The organism is Prevotella falsenii DSM 22864 = JCM 15124, assembly GCF_000613945.1.
Classification (GTDB): domain Bacteria; phylum Bacteroidota; class Bacteroidia; order Bacteroidales; family Bacteroidaceae; genus Prevotella; species Prevotella falsenii.
The window spans coordinates 1-17,333 of sequence record NZ_BAJY01000022.1 but is presented as its reverse complement, the minus strand read 5'-3'; the positions used below and the strand labels follow the sequence as shown (position 1 = coordinate 17,333).

Here is a 17,333-nt window from a genome sequence, read left to right as displayed (position 1 = left end):
TTTATTCGTTCTTGTTGGATTTATCTTGCTGTAAGGTTTAGGCAAAACGAAGTTTGCAAACCATTCCTCGCTTAATCTTGTCGCCCGGTGCAAGCGATTGTTCTACCACTCTGCCACGTCCGGACATTACAACCTTTATGCCACAGCTTTCTAATAGATAAATAGCATCGCGTGCTCCCATATTGTGTACATCGGGCACAAGTTGCTTATTGATATTTTTTTTCTCTGAAAACGTTATGGCGTTGTTATTTGTTTCCACTGTTCCCCAAATGTTATTGCCAAATGGATAAGCACCATTCCAACCGTTTTTAACGTTGAAACCGAGAGCAGAGAGCACATAGTCGGTTGCTAAAAGGTTGCCACTCTTTGCTATTGGAATAGGCGATGCAGTTGAATCTTTAGCATCGGCAACGCTGAGCTTTAGGTTTTGCGCCATAATACCTTCTGCTATGTTGTGGAAAACAACACCACTCATACCGCCACCCGATGCCGGAAGTCCCGACTTTTGTATGCAGACAATGCAACTATATCGTGGTGCATCGACCGGGAAAAAGCCTGCAAAGCTCAATAAATAGTCGGTAACGCCTGATTTATAACCCGCAGCACCTTTCGACATTTGCGCCGTACCCGTCTTTCCTGCTACAGAAAATTTGTCGGAACTGGCTTTTTTGCCCAATCCTTCGGATACAACCTCGCTGAGAATGCGTTGCATTTGCGTTATGGTAGATTCCTTTGCAATTTGTTCGCGTTGTACAATAGGAGGGTATTCGGCTAATATTGTTCCGTCTTTCACTACCTTCTTGACGAAGCGTGGGCGCATCATTTTTCCACCATTTGCTATCGCATTGTAGAATGTCAGTGTTGAAATGGGAGGCACTTGTGTTTCGTAGCCAATACTCATCCACGCTAAAGCCGTATTGCTCCAGTTGCTATATTGACCTCGCTTGGTCTTTTTAGGCATACGAATTTTTGCCGGAGAATAACCTGTGATAGGAATTTGAAGGTCGTCGGCTAAGCCTAAATCGTAAATTCCTTGCACGAATTTCTCCGGATTTCTATGATAGAAGTTGTCTATAATTCGACTGATGCCAATATTAGAACTGTATTTAAGACACCAAGGCAATGTTAGATTACCGTAACCGCCGCGCCGCCAGTTGTGGTCCTTCATATCACGACCGTACATATTCCACACACCGCCACCTGTTGCCACAGTGTACATCGTGTCTACAACGTTGTCGTCGAGTGCAACCATCATAGAAGCGGTTTTGAAAACCGAGCCCGGTTCGAGCAGGTCGCTTACTGCGTGGTTCTTAATTTCGCGGTATTGCCCGTCTTCACACTTATCAAGATTGACGATTGCCTTAATGTCTCCCGTTGCAACTTCCATAACAATGGCTACGCCTACGTTGCCATTTATCTCCTGCAATTCCTCAAGTAAGGCTCTTTCGGCTAAGTCTTGTATGCTCACATCGATGGTTGTAACGATGTCAGAACCATCAATAGGAGGAATTTCGGTGATACTAAGATATTTATTTCGGATTTTCCGGCGGTTTTCAATACCGTTTGTACCTCGCAAAATGCTGTCGAACGACATTTCCAATCCGCATCGAGCCACATCTTTTGCGCCATAAAGGTCGCCCACGGTGCGTTGTGCAAGCGAACCGAAAGGACGGCGGCGTGCATTAAACTCTTCTTCGTGGAAACCGCTTTTAAATTTTGCGTACTTGAAAACAGGGAGCTTCTTCACCTCTTTATATGTATTGTAGTCGATACGGTACTTCCAAATAGGGAAGTGGCGGCGTTCTTCTTTCAAGCCACTCAATAGGTATTGTTTAAATTCGCCCGCTGTTTTTTCGGGGAAAAGCTCGTTCAATCCCTTGCAAATATAATCTATGCTATCAACAAAAGCAGTGTCTTTGCCCGATTCCTTGAGTGTCTTAAAGTCCATAAAAACTTTGAACTCAGGCAGCGAACTTGCCATAAGTTCTCCGTTGGAGCTAAGAATATTGCCACGTGTAGGTAGGATAGGAACATTATCCTTCTTCTGTTTTGCTGCAACTTCTAACCAATAATCCTTTTGCACTATCATTATATAGGCAGATTTGGCAACGACAGCAATCGCTATGAGGCTCATAATAAATGCTATGAGCGAATAGCGCGGCATAATATTTTTATTATTGAACTTACTCATAATCTTTATTTTGAAGGAACGTTAATGATGAACGGTGGACGCGAAGAAATCTTCAATATGCTGTCTTTATTGGTTTTCAGAATTTCCAATACGTGGCTTTCTCGTGAGCGTTCTGTAAGTTGGCTGCTGCTCGACAAGGCTCTGTACTTTGCATCGGATAGTTCTGTTTCGAGTTTGTCAATCTCTATCAGGTCTTTCTGAACGCTGTAACGGTTTGATATATATATAATAATGAAGACCACGATGAGCACTATGAGCCCAATGTTGTTTCTTAGGAAATGTGCCGAAAATATATCGCCACCGAGTATTTTCTTCAATGTGAAGTTGCTCGATAAAGGCTGTTCGTCTTCTCTTGCTTGTTCCTCAATCGCATTTTTCAGTGCTTTTTCTTCTTCTATTATCTTTTCAGCCTTTGCTTCTTCGGTCTTCTGCTTATTGTTTTTCTCTTCTTTCTCTTCTTCTTTTTGGAGTTTAGAACTTTCCGTATTCTTTGTAAGCTGAGGCTTTTCTACCTCCAATTCCACCTCCATTCCGTTCATAGCCACAGAATCAGCAGACTGCTCAGACAATGTTACTGTCTCTGCAATCTCCTCTTTTTTTTGTTCTCTTACAGTGAAAATGGGTTTTGCTACCACTTCCTGTACTTCTTCATTCTCTGTTAGCTTATCGTCCATTTATTTCTTTTCGGCTATTCTAAGTTTCGCACTGCGGCTTCGTGGGTTGCTTTCTTGTTCGTTTTCGTCCGGCACTATTACCTTGTTGTTTATTAACTTGAAGGGTGAATTGATGTGTCCGAAGAAGTCTTGTTCCACCTTACCTCCAATATTGCCCGATTTCATCATATTTTTCACGATGCGGTCTTCCAATGAATGGTAAGTAATAATGGAGAGTCTGCCGCTCGGTTTTAGTACTTCGGAAGCACTGATGAGCATTTCTTTCAGTGCAGCCATCTCTTGATTTACCTCTATACGGAGTGCCTGAAACAGTTTTGTCATTTCTTTTTTCTCCCGTTCTCGCTTGAAAAGCGGTTCTACAACGGCTTGAAAGTCTTTTGTTGTAAGTATGGGCGTCGTACTTCTGCTGTTCACAATGGCGGCAGCAATCTTACGCGAGTTCTTCAGTTCACCGTAAAGGTAGAACATGTTGGCAAGTTCTTCCTCATCGTATTCCCGCAAAATGTCGGCAGCAGTTTTGCCTGCTCGTTTGTTCATGCGCATATCGAGTGGGGCATCGAAGCGGAATGAAAACCCTCTTTGCTCGTCATCGAAGTGATGACTGCTTACTCCCAAGTCGCCCAGCAACCCATCTATCTGTTCTACTCCGTAATAACGCAACCAGTTTGACAAATATCTGAAGTTGGAACGTACAAACGTAAAGTTCTCAGGCTTCTCTCCATTGCTGCCGATTTCGCATATATTCTGTTCTGCATCGGCATCTTGGTCGAAGCTGTATAGGTGTCCTTGCTTGCTAAGACGTGAAAGAATTTCTCTGCTATGTCCACCACCACCGAAGGTAACGTCTACATAAATGCCGTCAGGGTGAATGTTCAAACCATCAACGCTTTCGCGAAGCAATACCGGAACATGATATGTTTCAGCGGTCTTAACCATATTTTCTTTATCGAGTTGTATCTGTGGCGAGTGCTTTTGTTTCTCCTGAATTTCCCATAATAGTCTCCAATGTTTCACTAAAGTCGTCTGGGTCAAGGAATGCGTTCTCGTTCTCGTTGTTCCAAATCTCAATGCAGTCGTCCATACCGATGAACTTTATCTGCTGCTCGATGTTTGCCATTCTTAAATATCGTTTCGGTATCAAGAAGCGTCCGTTGCCATCAAGTACTATGGTTTCAACGTCTGAGACGAACTGGCGATAAACCATCTGGTCGCGTTTGTTCCAACGGTTGAGGTGGCTACGAAGGTTATCGAGCATCTTGTTCCACACCGATTGAGGATAGATAACCAAGCAAGGCTGGAAGACATCTTTCTTCATAATCAGCGACTCCTCGCCGGATGTGCTTAATATCTTGCGGAATGTTGCCGGCAGAAAGGCTCTTCCCTTCACGTCAGTTTTTGCTTCTATGCTACCTAAAAATCGCATGTGTACTTCTATATAATTGAAATTTCGGTTCAAAGTTAAGTAAAATTCCCCACATTCCACCTCTTTCCACCACAAACTTTGCGCTATTCTTGTATTTTTAATATATTTAACGCAAAGTAAAAGTGTAGAAGAAGTGTGTAAAAGATTTATTGTAAGGGTTTTTTTATTGTGTTCTAACGTGAGTCGGATACGGGAATTAAGCGAGTGTATTGCTTATATAAGATACTGAAAGAAGGAATTGGTTATGGTTTAATATGCTTATAATCAAAAAGAAATGAAGTATCTTCGTCCTCGAATTTCTACACCGAACCCATGTTATTTCTGAACGGAAAAAAGAGAATAAAGATGTAAACATTTTTCGCAAGCGCAGCTATTGTCTAACTATCTATATGTCAGTGTATTACAAAACCTATTGTTTTGCGTTGCAAAAGCGGCTGTTTTGCACGGTAAAAGCGTAGGTTTTGCGTTGTAAAACCTACGCTTTTGCAACGTCAAAACGAAATTATCACTTTTTAAGAGAATTATCTTTACAAAATTAAACAGAAACACTCTCACGGTTTCATCAGTGGATTTGTTTAAAAATATCTGCGTTGTTTGTCTGCTTAACCTGCTTTCTTATACCGACTAACGTTGTTTTAAGTGCTGCCGGTGTACACTTTCAAGTGGTTTTGGGTGTAACTTTGTTGTTGGTTTTCGTGTGCAAATCAATGATTATTGAGCATTTTTTTTTATAAAAAACTCGAATATCTCAAAAGGTTTAGTTATATTTGCAGTCTATTTGAGAACTTGGAAAAATTAGAAAGCATATAGCAAGTAGCATGGAGAAGACCATCGATATCCAAAAGATACTGTACGGTAAAATGGGCTCGAAGGCAAAGTTTGTCCCTCGTTTTGTGATTAATTGGTTTAGAAACATTATTCACGAAGACGCGGTTAATAAGTTCCTATGGGAAAATCGCGACAAAACCGGAACGGAATGGCTCGATGAATGTGTGCATTACCTGCGTATGACACTCGAAATAGAAGGCTTGGAAAACTTGCCTGACAAGAACGATGGTAAACTCTATACATTTGTTTCTAATCACCCGCTTGGCGGGCAAGACGGAGTTGCGCTCGGTTCTATCATCGGCAAGCACTACGATGGGAAGTTTCGTTACCTTGTGAACGATTTGCTGTTGAACTTGCCCGGTTTAAAGCCGGTGTCCATTGGAATAAATAAAACCGGCAAGCAGAGCCGCGATTTCCCTCGTATGGTGGAGGCAGGATTTAACAGCGACAACCACATATTGATGTTTCCGGCAGGTTTGAACAGCAGAAAACAGAATGGTGTAATTCGCGATTTGCCTTGGAAGAAGACTTTCATAACGAAGAGCGTAGAGTATCAACGAGATGTTGTACCAATCCATTTCAGCGGACGCAATTCGGAACGATTTTATAAAATCGCCCATTTCAGCGATAAATACGTGAAGAAAGTAAACCTTGCAATGTTCTTCTTAGTCGATGAAATGTATAGAAATGTGGGTAAAACCTTTCGTGTCAGTTTCGGAAAACCTATTCCGTGGCAGACTTTCGATGATACCAAAACACCGATGGAATGGGCAAAATTTGTCCAAGATAAGGTGTATGAACTTTAGGAAAGTTTTACTTGTTATGAAGTAATGCGAAATAATGAAATGCGATAAAAAGCAATAATATGAAGGAAGAAGCGATAATCCAACCGGTCAGTAAAGAACTTTTGAAAAGTGAACTTACTCCTGACAGATTGCTGAGAGGTACCAATAAGAGTCATAACGACATCTATGTGTTCTCGGCAAGCGAAGCTCCGCATCTGATGGACGAAGTTGGACGATTGCGCGAAGAGGCTTTTCGCAGTGCCGGTGGTGGCACGGGAAAGGCAAAGGATATTGATGAATTTGACCTAATGCCCAATGGCTGCAGGCAGCTTGTCGTGTGGAATCCTGACAACGAGGAGATTATAGGCGGTTATCGTTATGTGTTTGGCAATGACTGGAAGTTTGGCAGCGATGGGCAACCTATACTTCCTACGAGCCACATGTTCCATTTTTCCGACAAGTTTCTGAAAGAATACGCTCCCTATACGGTTGAGTTGGGGCGTTCTTTTGTTTCTTTGGGATACCAGAACGTTCGTGAAAACTCCAAAAGTATCTTTGCACTCGATAATCTTTGGGACGGTTTAGGTGCGCTTACAGTGCTGAACCCTCACTGCAAATACTTCTTTGGTAAAATGACGATGTATCCGTCGTATATCCGTCGTGGTCGCGATATGATTCTTTACTTCCTCAAGAAGTTTTTCGATGACAAGGAAGACCTCATTATACCGATAAAACCGCTCAAAATCGATACTCCTTTCTCTGAGTTTCAATCGTTGTTCAATGCTACTTCCTTTAAAGAAAACTATCGCATTTTGAATAGGGAAATTCGCAAATTAGGGTTCAATATCCCTCCTTTGGTGAATGCTTATATGAACCTTTCTCCAACAATGAAACTCTTTGGAACGGGTATTAACAATGGCTTTGGCGATGTAGAAGAAACCGGAATTCTTATCGCTGTGGACGAAATATTTGAAGAAAAGCGCATTCGCCATATTGAGAGCTTTGTAAAAGACCACCCGGAAGCACTCAAGATAACAAGCGGTGCCAACAACGTGATTTACGAGGAACGGTAAAATTTACCCGAATAAAAGGTTATCATAAAACAATAAACTGGCATTTATTGTCCGTTTCATCGATGAAAAGGCAATAAATGCCGGTTTTTATTTTGTATTTTCAAGTTCAAAATCCAATTGTCAATGTGAGTTCGATATAAGGATTACACCGGTATCTTATTTATAGGGTATTGGAAGAAAGAACCGATTATGATTTAATGTGCTTACAATCAAAAATAACCGAAGTATCTTTGTCTTCAAATTCTTACACTCAATTCACGTCATTTATGAACGTTTTCGTTTAGCCAAATGAGCAATGCTAAGTTTATTTAAGCATTGCCATGGCGAGAAAACGCACTTTTCGAGAAACGAGAAAAGAACGAAAAGAAAGCACGAAATATGTAATTATTTTTCGTAAGCGTAGCGATTGCTTAACCGTCTATGCGTCAGTGTATTACAAAACCTATTGTTTCGCGTTCCAAAACCGTAGGTTTTGCACGGTAAAAGCGTAGGTTTTGCGTTGCAAAACCTACGCTTTCGCAACGCCAAAGCGATTATATCACTTTTTAACAGAATTATCTTTACAAAGTGAAACCGAAAATCTCTCACTATTGAAGCGCATCTTGTACTCGTCTTAACGAATGAATAGGAGTTCGCGATATTTAGGCAACGTCCACATTTCGTCGCTCACAATCAGTTCGAGTTTGTCTATTTCGTGGCGTATCTCTTCCATCTTCGTGGTAATGTTGTCGTGGTAGGCAATGGCTTTTTCGCGTTGGTTTTCTATTCTATTGGCAATTTTTCTTGCCTCGACAAGTTCGTCCACCCCTGTTTCTATGGCTTGCATACGCTCCGCTATTTCCTTTAAAATCTTTACATTGCGTGCCGTAAGTCGCTCTCCTTCTTCTCTGCCGAAGATGTTTATCATCGAACTGACGTTCTTTGCCAACCTGCTTTGGTAGTGAGTTACAACAGGAATGATGTGGTTCATCGCTAAATCGCCAATTACACGTGCCTCTATTTGAATCTTTTTCGTGTAAGTTTCCCACTTCACCTCGTTGCGGGCTTCGAGTTCGTTGCGCTTCATTACGTTCATAGACTCGAACATTTGCACGGAATCATCGCGCAAATAGGCATCGAAACATACCGGACAACTTGCCTCGCAGTCCAATCCTCTCTGCGCTGCTTCAGCTTTCCACTCATCACTGTAACCGTTTCCGTCGAAATGGATAGGCTTACAGGTTTTAATATCGTTGCGGACAACTTCTATAATCGCACTCATCCGGTCTTCGCCTTGCTCAATCAGCGCATCAACACGTTGCTTGAAACTTGTCAGAGCTTCTGCTACAGCCGTATTCAGAACGATGAGCGAAGAGGCACAGTTGGCTTCCGACCCTACTGCACGTAGCTCAAAGCGATTGCCGGTAAAGGCAAATGGCGACGTACGGTTGCGGTCGGTATTGTCGATGAATAGCTCCGGGATTTCCGGAATGTCGAGTTGCACGCCTTGTTTCCCCTTCACGGTGAACAAATCCTTCTTGTCGGCTTTCTCTATATGTTCAAACAAGTCGGTCAATTGTTTGCCAAGGAACGACGAAATAATGGCAGGCGGTGCTTCGTTTGCTCCCAAACGATGGTCGTTGGTTGCACTCATGACCGATGCTTTCAGCAAGCCGTTGTGCTTGTAAACGCCCATTAATGTTTCTACGACAAAGACTACGAAGCGCAAATTGTCGGTTGTGTTCTTGCCACTTTTGTGCAACAGCACCCCCGTATCGGTAGCCAAGCTCCAGTTGTTGTGCTTTCCTGAACCGTTGATGCCTGCGAAAGGCTTTTCGTGTAGTAGTGCGCGGAAGCCGTGTCGGTGTGCTACCTTCTTCATTAGTGCCATTAGCAGCATGTTGTGGTCTACTGCCAAGTTGCATTCCTCGAAGATTGGAGCAAGTTCAAATTGTCCCGGAGCAACCTCGTTGTGGCGGGTTTTTACCGGTATGCCCAGCTCTAAAGCACGAATTTCCAAGTCTTTCATAAAGGCTTGCACACGTTCAGGGATAGTACCGAAGTAGTGGTCGTCCATCTGTTGGTTCTTTGCCGAGTCGTGTCCCATCAGCGTTCTGCCTGTAAGCATCAAGTCGGGACGTGCAAAAAACAAGTCCTCGTCTACAAGGAAGTACTCTTGTTCCCAACCCAAATTGGTGTGCACCTTCTTAACATCGGGGTAGAAATACCGGCAAACTTCTTTTGCTGCACTGTTTACGGCAAGCAACGAACGCAGCAATGGTGCCTTGTAGTCGAGTGCTTCGCCCGTGTAAGAAATAAAGATAGTAGGAATACAGAGTGTGTCGTCTATGATGAAGACCGGACTTGTAGGGTCCCACGCCGAATAGCCGCGTGCTTCGAAGGTGTTGCGAATGCCACCCGATGGAAACGAACTTGCGTCCGGCTCTTGCTGTACGAGCAGTTTTCCAGAGAAATCTTCGAGCATTCCGCCTTTCCCATTCGACTCTATAAAGGAATCGTGCTTTTCCGCCGTGCCTTCTGTCAGGGGCTGAAACCAGTGCGTATAGTGTGTAACGCCATTCTCTTTTGCCCACTTTTTCATACCGTTTGCCACACCATCGGCAATCGAACGGTCGAGCCGTATGCCGTTATCCATTACGTCCATCATTTTGTTAAAGATGTCTACAGGAAGGTATTTGTACATTTTGTCGCGATTAAAAACGTACTTCCCAAATAGTTCGGAAGGGCGTTCGTTCGGCAATTCTGACTCTATGGGGCGTTTTCTAAAAGCCTCTTTTACAACTTCAAATCTTAAGTTATCCATACTTCTTTTTACTTTTTGTCGCTTTTGTGCATTGCAAAAGTAAACATTTGTTTGCAATTTACAAAACAGTTGTAGCATATTGATACGTATATTCTTTAAAAAGATAATATATATCATTTATTTCGGCTTTCTTTTGGTTTTTAGTTTGTGCCGGCATATCGTTCCGTTTTCCCGAATAGGCGAATCTTTTTGCATCTACATTATTGTCTTTATACACATTATTATATATGAGGAAAACAGAGTGTAAATGCGTAAATATTTTTCATAAGTATATCTCTTTCTTAACAGTCTCTTTATCAACACGTTGCAAAACCTATGTTCCTTTTGCTGTAAATGCTGATACGAAAACAGCTAACGCCTTATCAGGCAAAACCTAATAGCAAAATCGGCAAGCAGGCACCAAAGATATGGGCAATTAAAGTGATACTCACCGATACGGCTCTTGAGTGCGAGGAGTAACTATAAGCAAAAATAAGAGGAAAGATAAACGGTGCAGCAAGGGAAAATAAGATATAAATCAGCTTAACATAAAATCCTTGCCCGGATACTATAAACTGTGCAAGAATGAAAAGAAATATGAAGTAAAGAAAACCTAATATAAACATAGCATAATGTATTATGGTACAAAACTAAAGTTAATCACGATACTTGGATAATGGCAGTGTGCATGGATTGAAATGTATTATGGTGGAAAATTAAAGTTAATCACGATTTATCTATCATCAATAACAAAAAGGGCGAAAAGATGCAGTCCTTACGTCCGCCGTCCTAATTCTTGGTTATGCCACACGTGGCAAGTCCGCGTCATACGGTTGGATAGTGGTGTCTACACCTTCTCTTCGGGTTGATGCCAACCCCCGCTGGTAGTCCAGCCTATCGCGAAGCTCCTTCACCCGCGAGGATGTATCCGTATCATTATCCCGGTGATTGGCACTGCTTTTTGCAAAGATACTATATTTATTTTGAAAGAACAACAGAAATTCGCAAAAAGCAATCCACAAACTATTTCGTAATTCAAAATAACGGCAACAGAGGTGTTCCGATTTATTGTTCTAAAATCAAGTAAATGGGACAATAAATTTAACACAAGCGGAAAGGGTGAAATAGAGAAAAAGAGAGCTGGAAAATAGGGGCTGAAAAGTGAAAGAGCCGCTTTTGCAATGCAAAACAATAGGTTTTACCGTGCAAAACCTACGGTTTTGGAACGCAAAAACGGCTCTTTTGCATGCCAAAAAGATGATGACGGAGCGAAAAATATGGTCTATACACGCATAAAAGTGTTTGTTTTGTAACGTAGAAGATGTGGTTTCGCTGCACAGCACTACCCTATAAGGATACAACAGTCTATAAATAAACCACTTACAGTAGCACGTAAATGCTGCCATTATTTGCAAATAAATAATTTGAAGTGCAGAAAAGTGCCCGTAATTTCGGAGTTAGGAAGTTGGAATTTAACAAAAGAGACTGCGTTTTAACAAAAGTTTGTAAATGAAAAGCGACTTCTGTGAGCCTGCAAAAGTTCTATGAAAGCTATGGCATTGCTCGCAAAAGCTAAAATGCAGACATAAAAAAAGCCCCGTTATAAGGACGAGGCAACCTAATGTTTTCACAACGGAAAAATCCTTATTGTGAATACTTTAAAATTAGTACTGCAAAGATAAGGGTTTTTAAAATAATATGCAAGTTTTTTCAAAGTATTTTTTCTTTAAATTAAAATAATTTTGTAACTTTACACAAAATATTTAAACAATCAATTAAACATGAAAAGAATATTAGGATTAGATTTAGGAACCACAAGCATAGGTTGGGCTTTGGTGAATGAAGCGGAAAGCGACAATGAGAAGTCTTCTATTGTTCGACTCGGCGTAAGAGTAAACCCATTGACCGTAGACGAAAAAAGCAATTTCGAAAAAGGAAAAGCTATCACTACTAATTCAGATAGACAGTTGCGTCATGGCGCAAGAATAAACCTTCAACGCTATAAACTTCGCAGACAAAACCTTCGCGACTGCCTGCAAAAACAAGGCTGGTTAGGTGCTGAACCTATATACGAAGAAGGCAAAGCTTCTACTTTTGAAACTTATGAACTTCGTGCAAAAGCTGCGGAAGAAGAAATATCGTTGCACGAATTTGCCCGTGTCTTGTTTATGTTGAACAAGAAACGCGGCTATAAAAGCAATCGAAAAGCAAACAACAAGGAAGAAGGGCAGCTGTTTGACGGTATGACCATCGCCAAAAAGCTCTACGAAGAGCACCTGACTCCTGCAGAATATTCACTTCAGCTGCTCAATAACGGCAAGAAGTTTACGCAAGGTTACTATCGTTCCGACCTGAATGCAGAGTTGGAAAGAATATGGGACGAGCAGAAAAAGTATTATCCGGAAATACTCACAGACGAATTTAAACAACAGTTAGAGGGCAAAACAAAAAACAATACAAGTAAGATTTTCCTTGCCAAATATGGCATTTATTCTGCCGACTTAAAAGGTTTGGACAGAAAGATACAGCCTTTGAAATGGAGAGTTGAGGCGTTGCAGCAACAAGTAGATAAAGATGTTTTAGCCTTTGTCATCAGCGATTTGAAAGGACAGATAGCCAATACAAGCGGACTTCTCGGTGCCATCAGCGACAGAAGCAAGGAACTTTATTTCAACAAACAGACTGTTGGACAGTATATCCGGGCTTCGTTGAAAGAAAATCCGCATATCAGTATAAAGAACAAACCTTTCTACCGGCAAGACTATTTAGACGAATTTGAGAAGATTTGGGAAACGCAAGCCACCTTCCACAAGCAGCTAACGTCGGAGCTGAAGCAAGAAATAAGAGACATTATCATTTTCTATCAACGTCCGTTAAAGAGCAAGAAAGGTCTTATTTCGGTTTGCGAACTGGAGCAACGCAAAGTAAAAGCGACAATTGATGGAAAGGAAAAGGAAATAACAATAGGTCCGAAAGTTGCTCCAAAGTCATCGCCTGTATTCCAAGAGTTTAGGATTTGGCAAAACTTAAACAATGTTCTGCTGATTGATAACGATGCCAACACCAAGCGTCCACTCTATGAAGAAGAAAGAAACTCGCTGTATGAGGAGCTAAGCATTAAAGCAAAACTAAGTAAGACCGAAGCTCTGAAAGCACTGAACAAGAAAGGCAAGCAATGGGACTTGAATTATAAAGAGTTAGAAGGCAACCGCACGCAAGCCATTCTCTTTGATTGCTATAACCGTATCATAACGCTGACAGGGCACGAAGAGTGCGATTTCAAAAAATTAAAGGCTTCCGAGATTCGCCATTACGTTAAAACCATTTTCAAGAACTTAGGTTTCAACACCGACATTCTCGATTTCGACCCATTGTTAGAAAAGCACGAGTTGGAACAACAACCTATGTACCAGCTTTGGCATCTGTTGTATTCTTACGAAAGCGATAATTCGCGAACAGGCAATGAAGCCTTATTAAGAAAGTTGGAAACAACCTTTGGCTTCCCTGAAGAATATGCTACTGTGCTTTGCGATGTTGTTTTTGAAGATGATTATGGCAATCTCAGTGTGAAAGCAATGCGGGAAATACTGCCTCATCTTCAAGCCGGAAACGATTACAGTCAAGCATGTGTAGAAGCAGGTTATAATCATTCGCGCCGCTCGCTCACAAAAGACGAGTTAGACCGGAAGATGTATAAAGAAAGGTTAGAGCTGTTGCCAAAGAACAGTTTGCGCAATCCTGTTGTGGAGAAAATCCTCAATCAGATGATAAATGTCATCAATGCAGTCATTGACGAATACGGGAAACCCGATGAAATAAGAATAGAAATGGCGCGCGAACTGAAGAGCAGTGCTGATGAACGAGATAAAGCCACACGCGCCATCAGTCAAGGTAATGCTGAGAACCAACGCATTCGTGAAATACTCGAAAAGGAATTTGCGCTTTCATACATCAGTCGGAACGACATTATAAAATATAAACTGTATAAGGAACTTGAACCGAACGGCTTTAAGACACTGTACTCTGACACCTACATTCCGAAAGATAAGCTTTTCTCTAAAGACTTTGATATTGAGCATATCATTCCGAAAGCGCGCTTGTTTGACGATTCTTTCTCGAACAAGACACTCGAAGCACGCGACATAAACATTGCCAAAAGCAATAAAACTGCTTTTGATTTTGTTCACGAAAAATATGGCGAGCAAGGGGCTGAAGCATATAAAAAGAAACTCGATATGCTCTTAGCAGAAGGCGTTATAAACAAAACAAAGTATAGAAATCTATTGATGATTGAAGCCAACATACCTTCAGAATTCATCAACCGCGACCTTCGCAACACACAATATATAGCAAAGAAGGCATACGAAATATTGGGCGAGTTGGTTAGAACGGTTATACCGACAACAGGAAAGATAACGGATCGCCTGCGTGAAGACTGGCAGTTGGTAGACGTTATGAAAGAACTGAACTTCGAAAAGTATGAAAAATTAGGCTTAACCGAAATAGTTGAGGACAGAGACGGAAGGAAAATAAAACGCATAAAAGACTGGACAAAGCGCAATGACCATCGCCACCACGCAATGGATGCACTCGCAATAGCTTTTACAAAGCACGCTTTCATTCAGTATCTGAACAACCTTAATGCACGAAGCAATAAAGGCGACAGTATTTCTACAATAGAAAAGAAAGAGCTACATTACGAAGATGGCAAGCTCCGCTTTAATGCTCCTATCCCTGTCAATGAATTTCGCGCAGAAGCAAAACGCCATCTTAGTGCTATCTTAGTTTCGATTAAGGCGAAAAACAAAGTGATGACGCAGAACGTAAACAAGATAAAAACAAAGTACGGAATAATAAAAAAGATTCAACTTACACCACGTGGAGAGTTACATAAAGAAACTATCTATGGCACAAAGATGCGTCCTATAATAAAGATGGTGAAAGTTGGAGCTGCGTTGGACGAAGCTACGATAAACAAAGTGAGTAGCCCTGTTATCCGCGAAGCATTACTAAAACGTCTCAACGAATACAATGGTAATACCAAAAAAGCTTTTACAGGAAAAAATACAATAGATAAAAATCCTATTTACCTAAATACTGAACGAACGAAAACCGTTCCGGCATTGGTCAAAACGGTAGAATGGGAAATGTATCACCCTATCCGCAAAGCGATTACACCAGACCTTAAAGTTGATAAAGTAATTGATAAAGGCATAAGAGAAATCCTGAAAGCCCGCTTAGAAGAATTTAATGGAGATACAAAAAAAGCTTTCAGTAACTTGGACGAGAACCCTATTTATCTTGACCAAGCGAAGAACATTACCTTAAAACGTGTCAGTATTGAAGGTGTTTTAAGTGCTATTCCGCTACACACACTAAAAGACCAAGCAGGCAAACCTATTACGGGAAAAGACGGAAAACCGGTGTTTGGCAATTATGTTCAGACAAGTAACAACCACCATATTGCGTTTTATTGTGATGAAGAGGGCAACTTACAAGACAATGCTGTATCGTTCTTTGAAGCTGCCGAGCGTAAATCGCAAGGTATTCCTGTTGTTGATAAAGACTACAACCGCGATAAAGGTTGGCGTTTCCTCTTCACGATGAAGCAAAACGAATACTTTGTATTTCCTAATGAAGCGACAGGGTTTGTTCCTTCTGAAGTTGATTTAATGGACGAAGCTAACTATGGTATTATAAGTCCAAACTTATATAGAGTCCAAAAAGTATCAAGGATAGAGAAAGGCGTATCTGTTTCAAGAGACTATTGGTTCAGACATCACTTAGAAACCATTCTGAATGATGATTTAAAACTTAAGAACCTTGCATTTAAACGAATAACTTCCTTAAAGCCTTTAGAAGGTATTGTTAAGGTACGTATAAACTCTACTGGTAAAATAGTAGCAGTAGGCGAATACGATTAATATAGATGGCTTATGATAAAGAAAACATTATGTTTTAGCAATCCTGTCTATCTAAGTTTGCACAATGCACAGTTAGCAATTCGTTTGCCCGAAGTAGAGACTTGCAACGATTTGCCTGACAGTTTTAAAAAGCAAACCGAGCGTACAATTCCAATAGAAGATATTGGAGTTGTACTGCTCGATAACAAGCGGATAACCATCACATCGTCTGCATTAGAAGCCTTGATAGAAAACAACTGTGCGGTAATTACCTGCGACAGCAGGAATATGCCTATCGGACTTTTGCTGCCTTTATGCGGTAACACAACGCAAAGCGAACGTTTCCGCGCTCAGATAGAAGCATCATTACCACTTAAAAAACAATTGTGGCAACAAACCATTAAGCAGAAAATAAGCAATCAAGCAAAACTTCTAAGCATATATACCAACACCGATGTGGGCTGCATGTACGCATGGGCAGATAAAGTTAGAAGTGGCGACCCCGAAAATCTCGAAGCTCGTGCAGCAGCTTATTATTGGAAAAATCTCTTTTCTGATATTCCTGATTTCATAAGAGGACGCGATGGTGAGCCACCTAACAACCTTCTGAACTATGGATATGCTATATTGCGCGCTGTGGTGGCACGCTCTTTAGTGGCAAGCGGATTGCTCCCAACATTGGGCATTCACCATCACAACAGATATAATGCCTATTGCCTTGCCGACGATATTATGGAACCTTACCGCCCATACGTCGATGGATTGGTGTTAGATGTAATGGCATCAACCACCGATTACAGCGAGCTTACAAAAGAAATTAAGATGAAGCTCCTCGCTATTCCTGTACTTGACACAACGATTGGAAACAAAAAGAGTCCGTTGATGATAGCTACACAACAGACCACAGCTTCTCTTTACAAGTGCTTTAGCGGAGAGCAAAGAAAAATGGTTTATCCGGAATTATAAAGCCCATTAGTGGAAACCTATAGATTTAGTCAATACAGAAGTATGTGGTTAATGGTATTTTTTGATTTACCCACAGATACAAAGAAAGAACGAAAAGCAGCCTCGCTCTTTCGTCAAAATCTACTAAAAGACGGATTTACAATGTTTCAGTTCTCCATTTACATACGCCATTGTGGCAGTAAAGAAAATATGGAAGTGCACATTAAAAGAGTTTCCACTTTTATTCCAACATACGGAAAAGTTGGAATAATGGGTATTACAGACAAACAATTTGAAGAAATAAAGCTATTCTATGGTAAGAAACCACAAAAACCAAATGCACCCGGCGCACAGTTAGAACTCTTTTAATCCATTTTTTAACCTGAGTTCGGCATAAGAATTATGCCAGCATATTATTCATTAAGATACTTAAAGAAATAACTAATAAGGTACTGTCTTAAAAAAGTGTGTAAGCCCATATTTTTCGGCGTAATGGACATTTGGTAGGCTAAAAAAGGTTCATGCATAATTGCGTTGGTTTCATCATAGAGTCCAAGTAGAATAAGTTCAAAGTATCTCTCATCTCTATATCCATACGCTTTTCTCTTTATTACTTTAATTTTATTATTTATTCCTTCAACCTTGGCATTTGAAATGGGATAGTCATACCATGCCGGTATACCTGTCCTTCTTGCCATAATGCTGTTTGCTGCTTTTTTGAAATAATAC

The 17,333-nt window shown here is 41.0% G+C and carries 11 protein-coding genes and 1 pseudogene; 6 read left to right on the top strand and 6 right to left on the bottom strand.

The window, feature by feature from the left end:
- Positions 1-37: 37 nt before the first annotated feature.
- From JCM15124_RS08745 to mraZ, 4 genes are read right to left on the bottom strand one after another with little or no spacing between them, the layout of a single operon-like run.
- Positions 38-2,191 carry a PASTA domain-containing penicillin-binding protein gene (locus JCM15124_RS08745; RefSeq protein ID WP_024999122.1) on the bottom strand — a complete coding sequence of 718 codons (2,154 nt, stop codon included), beginning with the start codon at positions 2,189-2,191 and terminating at the stop codon, positions 38-40.
- A 5-nt stretch (positions 2,192-2,196) separates the two neighbouring features.
- Positions 2,197-2,865, bottom strand: coding sequence for an FtsL-like putative cell division protein (locus JCM15124_RS08740; RefSeq protein WP_024999121.1), 669 nt, complete (start codon positions 2,863-2,865; stop codon positions 2,197-2,199).
- Positions 2,866-3,801 (bottom strand): 16S rRNA (cytosine(1402)-N(4))-methyltransferase RsmH, encoded by a 936-nt coding sequence (gene rsmH / locus JCM15124_RS08735; RefSeq protein WP_024999120.1) that lies wholly within the window; start codon positions 3,799-3,801, stop codon positions 2,866-2,868.
- A gap of 7 nt (positions 3,802-3,808) precedes the next feature.
- Positions 3,809-4,288: a division/cell wall cluster transcriptional repressor MraZ gene (gene mraZ / locus JCM15124_RS08730; protein ID WP_024999119.1), complete on the bottom strand. Its 480-nt coding sequence runs from the start codon at positions 4,286-4,288 to the stop codon at positions 3,809-3,811.
- 818 nt (positions 4,289-5,106) lie between these two features.
- Between mraZ and glsA the strand changes: the two genes are divergently transcribed.
- On the top strand, positions 5,107-5,922 hold the full coding sequence (gene glsA, locus JCM15124_RS08725; protein ID WP_036885264.1) for a lyso-glycine lipid O-acyltransferase GlsA: 816 nt from the start codon (positions 5,107-5,109) through the stop codon (positions 5,920-5,922).
- 59 nt (positions 5,923-5,981) lie between these two features.
- Entirely contained in the window at positions 5,982-6,974 is a 993-nt protein-coding gene (glsB, locus tag JCM15124_RS08720; RefSeq protein WP_024999117.1) for a glycine N(alpha)-acyltransferase GlsB, read from the top strand.
- Positions 6,975-7,587: 613 nt separating this feature from the next.
- Here the strand turns inward: glsB and JCM15124_RS08715 are convergent.
- Positions 7,588-9,777, bottom strand: coding sequence for a glutamine synthetase III family protein (locus tag JCM15124_RS08715; RefSeq protein WP_024999116.1), 2,190 nt, complete (start codon positions 9,775-9,777; stop codon positions 7,588-7,590).
- Positions 9,778-10,110: 333 nt separating this feature from the next.
- Here JCM15124_RS08715 and JCM15124_RS16970 point away from each other — a divergent pair, with 333 nt between their 5' ends.
- The 4 genes from JCM15124_RS16970 to cas2 all read left to right on the top strand — a co-directional run bounded on the left by JCM15124_RS16970 (position 10,111) and on the right by cas2 (position 16,973).
- The gene (locus JCM15124_RS16970; RefSeq protein WP_262499276.1) at positions 10,111-10,236 is read left to right on the top strand and encodes a hypothetical protein; all 126 of its coding nucleotides are present in this window, start codon (positions 10,111-10,113) and stop codon (positions 10,234-10,236) included.
- 1,301 nt (positions 10,237-11,537) lie between these two features.
- On the top strand, positions 11,538-15,680 hold the full coding sequence (cas9, locus tag JCM15124_RS08695) for a type II CRISPR RNA-guided endonuclease Cas9 (protein ID WP_024999115.1): 4,143 nt from the start codon (positions 11,538-11,540) through the stop codon (positions 15,678-15,680).
- A 12-nt stretch (positions 15,681-15,692) separates the two neighbouring features.
- Entirely contained in the window at positions 15,693-16,625 is a 933-nt protein-coding gene (gene cas1 / locus JCM15124_RS08690; RefSeq protein WP_024999114.1) for a type II CRISPR-associated endonuclease Cas1, read from the top strand.
- A 51-nt stretch (positions 16,626-16,676) separates the two neighbouring features.
- A complete protein-coding gene (gene cas2 / locus JCM15124_RS08685) occupies positions 16,677-16,973 on the top strand; it encodes a CRISPR-associated endonuclease Cas2 (RefSeq protein WP_036885267.1) in 297 nt (98 codons plus the stop codon).
- 194 nt (positions 16,974-17,167) lie between these two features.
- Here the strand turns inward: cas2 and JCM15124_RS16190 are convergent.
- A pseudogene (locus JCM15124_RS16190) lies at positions 17,168-17,333 on the bottom strand (transposase); the annotation flags it as partial.